This window comes from Candidatus Hakubella thermalkaliphila (assembly GCF_013281975.1).
GTDB classification, from domain to species: Bacteria; Actinomycetota; Humimicrobiia; order Hakubellales; family Hakubellaceae; genus Hakubella; species Hakubella thermalkaliphila.
In genome coordinates this window covers 1-1224 of record NZ_BLRZ01000266.1, presented here as the reverse complement: position 1 = coordinate 1224, position 1224 = coordinate 1, and the positions used below count along the sequence as shown (strand labels likewise).

Annotated in this window: 2 protein-coding genes; both read right to left on the bottom strand. The window is 45.3% G+C overall.

All coding sequences use genetic code 11. The annotated features are described in order from the left end of the window. Positions 1–166 precede the first annotated feature (166 nt). Positions 167–439, bottom strand: a complete 273-nt coding sequence (locus HW443_RS11435; RefSeq protein WP_176226269.1) for a DUF5647 family protein — start codon at positions 437–439, stop codon at positions 167–169. Continuing rightward, entirely contained in the window at positions 436–756 is a 321-nt protein-coding gene (locus tag HW443_RS11430; RefSeq protein ID WP_176232072.1) for a DUF7718 family protein, read from the bottom strand. Before HW443_RS11430 ends, HW443_RS11435 begins: the two co-directional genes overlap by 4 nt. Positions 757–1224 lie beyond the last annotated feature (468 nt).

Here is a 1224-nt window from a genome sequence, read left to right as displayed (position 1 = left end):
TCATCCCCACTCTGGCAGGTTTGAAGACAATGACTTAATTTATTTTTCCATTTTGTGCAAGACTTCAGATTTTAGGGACTAAGGATCTACGATAGTCTCAAAGAGTGGCTTTGAGTATTGCGAAAGTTGAGGCTTAAGGGAATAGACCCGTATGCTAAAAGCAGCTCTAGGCACTCTGCGCCAGTTCCATCCTCGGCACAAAGACAGTTCTTGTCTCCGGTACCAGGGTGACTTTGACAAAGATTACTCTTTTGCCCTCAGCTTCACTCTGTTTGGCCAGGGCCAAGTTAGCCTCTCTCAGTTCAGGGTCATTTTCAGGAAGAAATATCACCTCGGCATCCTGAGGTATCTTCTCGCTGAACTGGGGGGTAGTCAGAATGTGCTGCATGAACACCTTAAATAAGTCATTATTGCGCCTGAACTGTTCTTCTCGGTTCATTTTAATCGTCTCCCCCTTTCATATTCTGCCCGATAAGACTCCCACCGCTCCTGAATGTCACTAATGGCATAGTTCAGAGCTACGCCCGGGTCTGAGATTTTAAGCCATCTCCTTTCCTCAGTGCCATCAGGTCGGGAAATATCCATGTGTGGACCTCCATGTGCTGTGTCATACCTCATGATAGGTTTCCACTCGCCGGCCATTTCGGCCAAGTACTGAACAGAGAAATGAAGAACTTCTTTCCCCCTTTTAGTTATTCTGACCTCTATTCGATCTTGATGGGTCAGTCGGTTGGTCCATTTCTCCTGAGTAGGCATCCACAGCCCCGATCTTTTTATTCCATTATATCATGCGTTAGCCAAACCAAAATGGTAACAGTTTAGCAAAATAAAGTCTCCCAAAAATTTTTCAAACAGGACTGGCGTTTTAATCTTTTAAGAGACCGGCAGAGGCCTTTGATCTCTATGGCCTACGTCTCAAGTCTCAAAGAGCATAAAAGGCTGTCCGAAAACTAGAATTTTGGCAGGGAGAGGTTATTTGAATGTGGAGCAGGAACAGTTATGATAGGGTAAAGAAAGGAATGAGGAGGTAATCATGCCCTATCTAGACTATAACCAATCAAAGGGCTATTTGCTTCCACCTTATCTGGAGGAACTAATCCCGGCTGACCATGGGGCAAGGCTAATGAACAGAAGTGGTTGATTTGCTGGATATAGGGGAGCTGACTTCTCAAGGAATCGCCCATGCACCGCGGCGCACCACGTCGCATGAAAATTATGTTATTT

Coding starts and splice junctions, on each gene's coding strand:
- HW443_RS11435 (WP_176226269.1), bottom strand. CDS start 439: ATGAACCGAGAAGAACAGTTCAGGCGCAATAATGACTTATTTAAGGTG.
- HW443_RS11430 (WP_176232072.1), bottom strand. CDS start 756: ATGCCTACTCAGGAGAAATGGACCAACCGACTGACCCATCAAGATCGA.